The organism is Mesorhizobium sp. LSHC412B00 (assembly GCF_000503035.1).
Lineage (GTDB): Bacteria > Pseudomonadota > Alphaproteobacteria > Rhizobiales > Rhizobiaceae > Mesorhizobium.
Genome location: NZ_AYWB01000039.1, coordinates 1 through 5,346, shown reverse-complemented (window position 1 = coordinate 5,346; position 5,346 = coordinate 1). Strand labels below are relative to the sequence as shown.

General features: G+C 58.3%; 6 protein-coding genes. 3 read left to right on the top strand and 3 right to left on the bottom strand.

The genetic code is table 11. The features are described 5' to 3' along the window. Both X757_RS135575 and X757_RS1000000169315 read left to right on the top strand, forming a co-directional pair. Positions 1–603, top strand: a 603-nt coding sequence (locus X757_RS135575) for an alpha-hydroxy acid oxidase (RefSeq protein ID WP_031251774.1), incomplete at its 5' end; no start/stop codon positions are given. A gap of 361 nt (positions 604–964) precedes the next feature. After that, complete coding sequence (locus X757_RS1000000169315) at positions 965–1,159, top strand: cupin domain-containing protein (RefSeq protein WP_306413648.1); 195 nt, start codon at positions 965–967, stop codon at positions 1,157–1,159. A gap of 388 nt (positions 1,160–1,547) precedes the next feature. On the opposite strand, the gene X757_RS135580 is transcribed toward X757_RS1000000169315, so the two are convergent. Next, positions 1,548–2,255 (bottom strand): helix-turn-helix domain-containing protein, encoded by a 708-nt coding sequence (locus tag X757_RS135580; protein ID WP_023728165.1) that lies wholly within the window; start codon positions 2,253–2,255, stop codon positions 1,548–1,550. Positions 2,256–2,408: 153 nt separating this feature from the next. Between X757_RS135580 and X757_RS1000000169960 the strand changes: the two genes are divergently transcribed. Then, positions 2,409–2,687, top strand: coding sequence for a DUF1127 domain-containing protein (locus tag X757_RS1000000169960; RefSeq protein ID WP_023728164.1), 279 nt, complete (start codon positions 2,409–2,411; stop codon positions 2,685–2,687). 281 nt (positions 2,688–2,968) lie between these two features. On the opposite strand, the gene X757_RS135590 is transcribed toward X757_RS1000000169960, so the two are convergent. Both X757_RS135590 and terL read right to left on the bottom strand, forming a co-directional pair. Then, the gene (locus tag X757_RS135590; RefSeq protein ID WP_023728163.1) at positions 2,969–4,741 is read right to left on the bottom strand and encodes an adenylate/guanylate cyclase domain-containing protein; all 1,773 of its coding nucleotides are present in this window, start codon (positions 4,739–4,741) and stop codon (positions 2,969–2,971) included. A gap of 425 nt (positions 4,742–5,166) precedes the next feature. Beyond that, positions 5,167–5,346 (bottom strand): phage terminase large subunit (terL, locus tag X757_RS01000000165540; protein ID WP_032996456.1); only part of this gene is annotated, 180 nt, incomplete at its 5' end.

The window sequence follows — 5,346 nt, the reverse complement described above, 5'->3', positions numbered from 1 at the left end:
GGCGGAGCGAAGGCGATCTGCGTAACGGTGGATATGCCAACACTCGGCGATCGGCGAAGGCAAATGCGAGCCGGTTTCAAAATTCCCGATGCGCTCGCCACCCCTTATTTCAATGACCGCAATACAGGCCTCTTCAAGATCGGTGGTTCGCCAAAGCGTGCAATATTGACATGGCCGGATGTTGAGTGGCTTCGTTCTCTCACAGCTCTGCCTATCGTGTTGAAAGGCATCCTTGATCCTGAGGACGCTGAACTGGCGATAAGCTCAGGCGCCGACGCCATTGTGGTTTCCAATCATGGCGCACGGAACCTCGACACGCTGCCGGCAACGATCGATGCACTGCCGGCAGTTGCCGAGCGGGTGGCCGGCAGGATTCCAATTATTATCGATGGCGGCATCAGACGGGGAACGGATGTTTTGAAGTCTATCGCTCTTGGAGCAACCGCGGTGATGATCGGCCGCCCATATGTTTATGCGCTTGCCTTGGGCGGATCCGATGGGGTCAGGCACTGTGTTGACCTGTTACGCCGGGAATTTGAAACGGCAATGGCGTTAACCGGGAGGACCTCAATTGGCGAGATTGATCGAAGTCTCATCTGGTGACAAGCAGGGGGATGGATGTCGCTGAGGGCTCCGGGGATGCCGACACGGACCATCTACTTGTGCTCTGGCCAAGGTTGGGACGTTGCTTCGATGTGCATTTCAGAGTGGCGGGCGGGTCCTTACAGGAGAAGAACATTTGCTTGAAGTGAGAGGGGTCCACAATCATCATGAAGATAATCTCACATGCGGAACAGCGGCGGGAGGAATGGCGAGTTGGAGTAGAAACCCGGATGCTTATATCCGCTGAGAACGGCGCGCTTCAGCTGTGCATTTTCGAGCAATGGGTAGCGCCGGCTATGGGCGCCCCGACGCACAGTCACCGTGTTGAAGAAGTGCTCTCTGTGGTCACCGGCAAAGCAGAATTTGGATCGACAACGAGTCGGTTAGCATAATCGAAGGGCAATCACTTGTTGTTCCGGCTAATCGAAAACACGGGTTTCGAAACGTCGGCTCTGAAACCCTTCACATATATGCCGTGCTCGCATCATCAATTTTCGAGGCGGCCTTTGATGATAGCGAGCCTGTCCGTCGCTGGGTTCTATCGGCGGCAGACTGATCCCGAATTTCGACGATTATCGAGGCGCGCAGTACGCGATCCGTGCCGTGGGCAACGAATGGGTCAAAGGAGTTCTGCGCTCTTTGATCGACAAAATGATAGCCTGCCCCAAAGAAGGTCATCGCACGCTCGCTGAGCGTATCTTGCTCGCCTAACCCACATCGCGCCAGAAGCCAGAGTACGCCGCGTCCACTTTGCGGTACTCACGTTTTTCTGCTTAACGGCTGAATTCAGGCGCATTGCGGTCGGAAATATTGGGCCGAATGCGGACTGGCGGCTTTCAGTGAGCAGCAATCAACAACGGACGATTGCACCATGCTTTTGAGGCCAGCCAAATGGCATTGTCGTCCTGGGCGGGTTGCATAAGGCTGCACTCCAAACATGGCTTTCAAGAAAGCTGGACGATTCCCTCAAGCGCCGCGTAGACCGAGATTCGCAGCCAACGGTCCATGCTTCGCGCGAGGCCGGGGTCGCCGATGAGGAAAAGGCCGCCCCTCTCTTTCTCACGCTCGATGCTGGAGCGGCCCTCCAGGATGGCTCCCAGCGAAACAACGCCGGTCTCGACGTAAAGATCGACGTCCCGGCCGGGGTCGAGCGAGCATAGCTCGGGCAAGTCTGAGCCTGGCTCGACCACAAACCAGTAATGGGGACACCTCGGTGGGGGATCGTCGCGGAAATGGAAGCGGATGACGGCGCGCCGCCGCGGCAGTTCAGCGAGGTCAATCTTTCGCCGCACGGCCCACATGAGGGTCGAAACATCCACGTCGGCGAGCGCGATCTCCGCCTGGATGTTGCATTGCGCCCATTCCGCCAGCGCGTTCATCGCCGGCTCGAGCCTTATCGACTTTTCGGTACGGAAATAGCTGATGGTGCCCGTCGCCCCGTCCTCGACGCGCTCGACCAGGCCCAACGCTTCCATTTCCTTGAGCCGCCTCGACAAGAGGGCGGACGAGACGTTGCCCACCCCCTTGCGAATGTCATTAAAGCGGGTCGAGCCGTTCCAGAGCTCGGTCAGGATTTGGATTGTCCAGCGTGGCTCCAGGAACTCGCAGGCGTGCGAGATCGGGCAGACCAGTCCGTAAGGCCGTCGCGTCATGGCTGACCGCTCCTTTGCCGCAGGTTAGGCCTTTCGGAGGTCTGAGGCCAGTTCACAATCTGAAGCGGAACGCTTCCGAAGCTGCCCTGGTGCCTTCTCGCCTTCTGCCGTCACGTGATCGTCATTCGCATCCCCGATCAACGGAGGTTCACCATGACCTGGCGTAACATGACGCAAACTACACCAGGCCAGACCGCACGGCGCGTGCCGCGCACTTTTCTTGACCCTCCGCTCGAACGCCTGCTGGCCCTTGTCCGTGAGTGGAGGACCCGCCGCAACATAGAGCGCGGGCTCGGTCACCTGTCCAACTTCCTTCTGCGGGACGTTGGCTTGACCGAAGCGGACGTCGAAGCGGCCTGCGCCGACAGCTTCGATAGGTCCGCCTCTCGCGCGCTCCAGAGTGCAGCGCAGAACCGCACGGGAAATTGGTGAGAAGGGAGAGCCCCGGGAGCGGAAGCCGTTTTGACGGCGGCAATTGATCAGCCGAACTCAGGGCCATCCCCAGTAGCGCCTTGGTTTCAGAGATCTAGCGCGCCGAAGCGATTCGAATGCATACTTCCAAGTGGTCGGCCGGCTCTTCGGATTCATCGTGAGGAACGTCTGCTGTTGGAAGAAACCCACCGAAGCTTTGACAACCGAGTTGAGGCGCTGAGCGCACGCTCGTGCGGTATAGTAGGTCCGATAGCGAGCTACGAGCACGGCACGATCCGCAACTATCGAAGCCCGGCAATGCGCAGCCCCTCTACATAGAGAGCCCGGTGCTTGTAGTGAACGATCGGATGAAACTTGTCTACCCATTGAAGGGATAGGGACGGTTGAAGGCGCTTGGCCTGCGAAAGCGCATGAACCGCGATGTCCATTTCACCGGCCATCCCAGCGGCCGCCGCGTACGTCCGCCATGCAGACCCAAAATGGGGCCGGAGTTCAACCGCGCGACATTCGCATTCGACCGCGTCTGCATATCGTCCAGCCATGAAATGACATAAGCCAAGGATGGAGAAATTCGCAGCATATGTGTGATCGCGAGGACTTAGCCTACCCGCGATTTCAAGATGGTCGAGCCCCTCGGCGGGCATGCCCCCATATCCGTAAGTTGAGCCCAGGATCGAATGCGCAAAGGCGAAGCTCGGGTTTAGCTCGATCGCTTCATTTAGTTCTCTCACAGCAGAGTCGAAGCCGCGCGAAATCATGTGGACAAACCCTGCCGCTAAATGCGTCCACGGGTCCTCGGGGTCGCCTTGGATTGCCCGCTGCGCGAGGGCGCGAGAGGTGGGCAGAATGTCTGCTGCGTTGGCCCATCCTGACAAAACGCGGGCCGCGTGAGCCCACGCCAACAGGCTGTTGGCGCGGGGATAGTCAGGATCGAGGTCCGTAGCCTGCTTCAGAAATCCCTGTGCAATCTCGATTTCCGTAGCCGAACTCCAGGTCCAGACATATGGCATCGCCTTCATGACGAATCCCCAAGCGTCAAGATTGGTGGGGGACCTGCTCTGAAAGCGTTGCTGTTCCGCCGTGTAGAGCCGCGGCTCGATCGTAGCGATGACACTTTCGGCAATCTGATCCTGAAGCGCGAAGAATTCCGACAATTCCACATCGTATCGTTCAGCCCACACTTGTACCCCGGTCGATGTGTCACTGACTTGCGCGCTTATCCGGAGGCGATGACCTGAGCGCCTTACACTTCCGTCCAGCACATACCGCACACCAAGCTCTCGACCGACTTGTTTTAAGTCGACCGCTTTTCCCTTGTAGGTGAACAAAGAGTTGCGGGCGGACACGAAGAGCCAACGAAGACGCGACAGCCGAGTAATAATGTCTTCGGCAAGGCCGTCGGCGAAGTATTCCTGTTCGGGGTCGCCGCCCATGTTCTGGAATGGCAAGACAGCAATCGAAGGGTTGTCGGGCAGCGCCAGCTGTTCGGAGGACCCGGCAGTCGCAGCCAGATCGGTTTTTGGGACTGTGTCGCGCATACGTAGACGATAGGTGCGCACCGGGCGTGCGATATTTTTGAGCTCTTTCTCGCCCAGATCGACAAATTCTTCCTTCAGTTTGTCGCGCACCTGTTCGTAAGCGGCGGCCGATAAACAGATGCCGTTCGGCTCAGCGATGCTTTCTAGACGGGCGGCAATATTGACACCATCTCCCATCAGATCGCCGTCGCTCTCCTCGACAACATCGCAGAGATGAATGCCGACGCGAAATTCAATGCGTCGCCCGGGCGGTAAGCCAGCGTTGCGCTCAACCATGCCGTTCTGCATTTCGATTGCACAGCGTACGGCGTCAACAACGCTCCGGAACTCTACGAGGGTACCGTCACCCATAAGCTTCACAACGCGCCCATTGTGGACAGCGATGGTCGGATTGATGAGATCGCTCCGGAGCGCCCGTAGCCGTGCCAGCGTTCGATCTTCGTCCGAGCCCGCCAACCGGCTATATCCGACCACGTCGGCGACCAGGATCGCCGCAAGTTTCCGCGTCTGGCTCACTTTGCCCACTCCTGTCGACTAAGTGGCATAGCACAGAATACAGGATCCCGTTTTCGAAGGCGACGTTCGATAGGTGAATTCCGAGATGCGGATGGCCAGGCTTTCCGCGACAAGGAGCCCACAATCCTGGTCGTTCGCCCCAGACGGCTGAACCCGCCACTAGGATTGCCGCAATCATACGGCGCTTCCGTCATTTCTGCTGCCAAAACCGCCACAAGCTTTCGTTCTGGGCGCGCCACGATCCCCTCCGGCGCTACACGTGGGTTTGCTGTAACGTGGCACCCCTGCCTACGCGCAACCAGCCACCAGAGTCCGCTTCAATCGGCGGCAGAGCTCGGCCCAATGGCCGAATTGCGGCGCATAGCTGACATTTGGCGAAGCGCCCAGACTTTGGAGCAGGACTTCAAAATTTGCCGAAATAGAACCTACCCGTCGGCTTGTCGTCCTTCATCCAGATCAGCGCCTTGGGTCATGGAGTCGACCTGGTCGTCGTGCTTTCCGTGCGGAAATGCGAGCACCTCAAGCAGGAGGTCATCTCTCCAATGCGCGTCTTTCGGAAGATTGACGTTGCCGTTTTCGATCATTGCGGCAACACGTGACAGCCG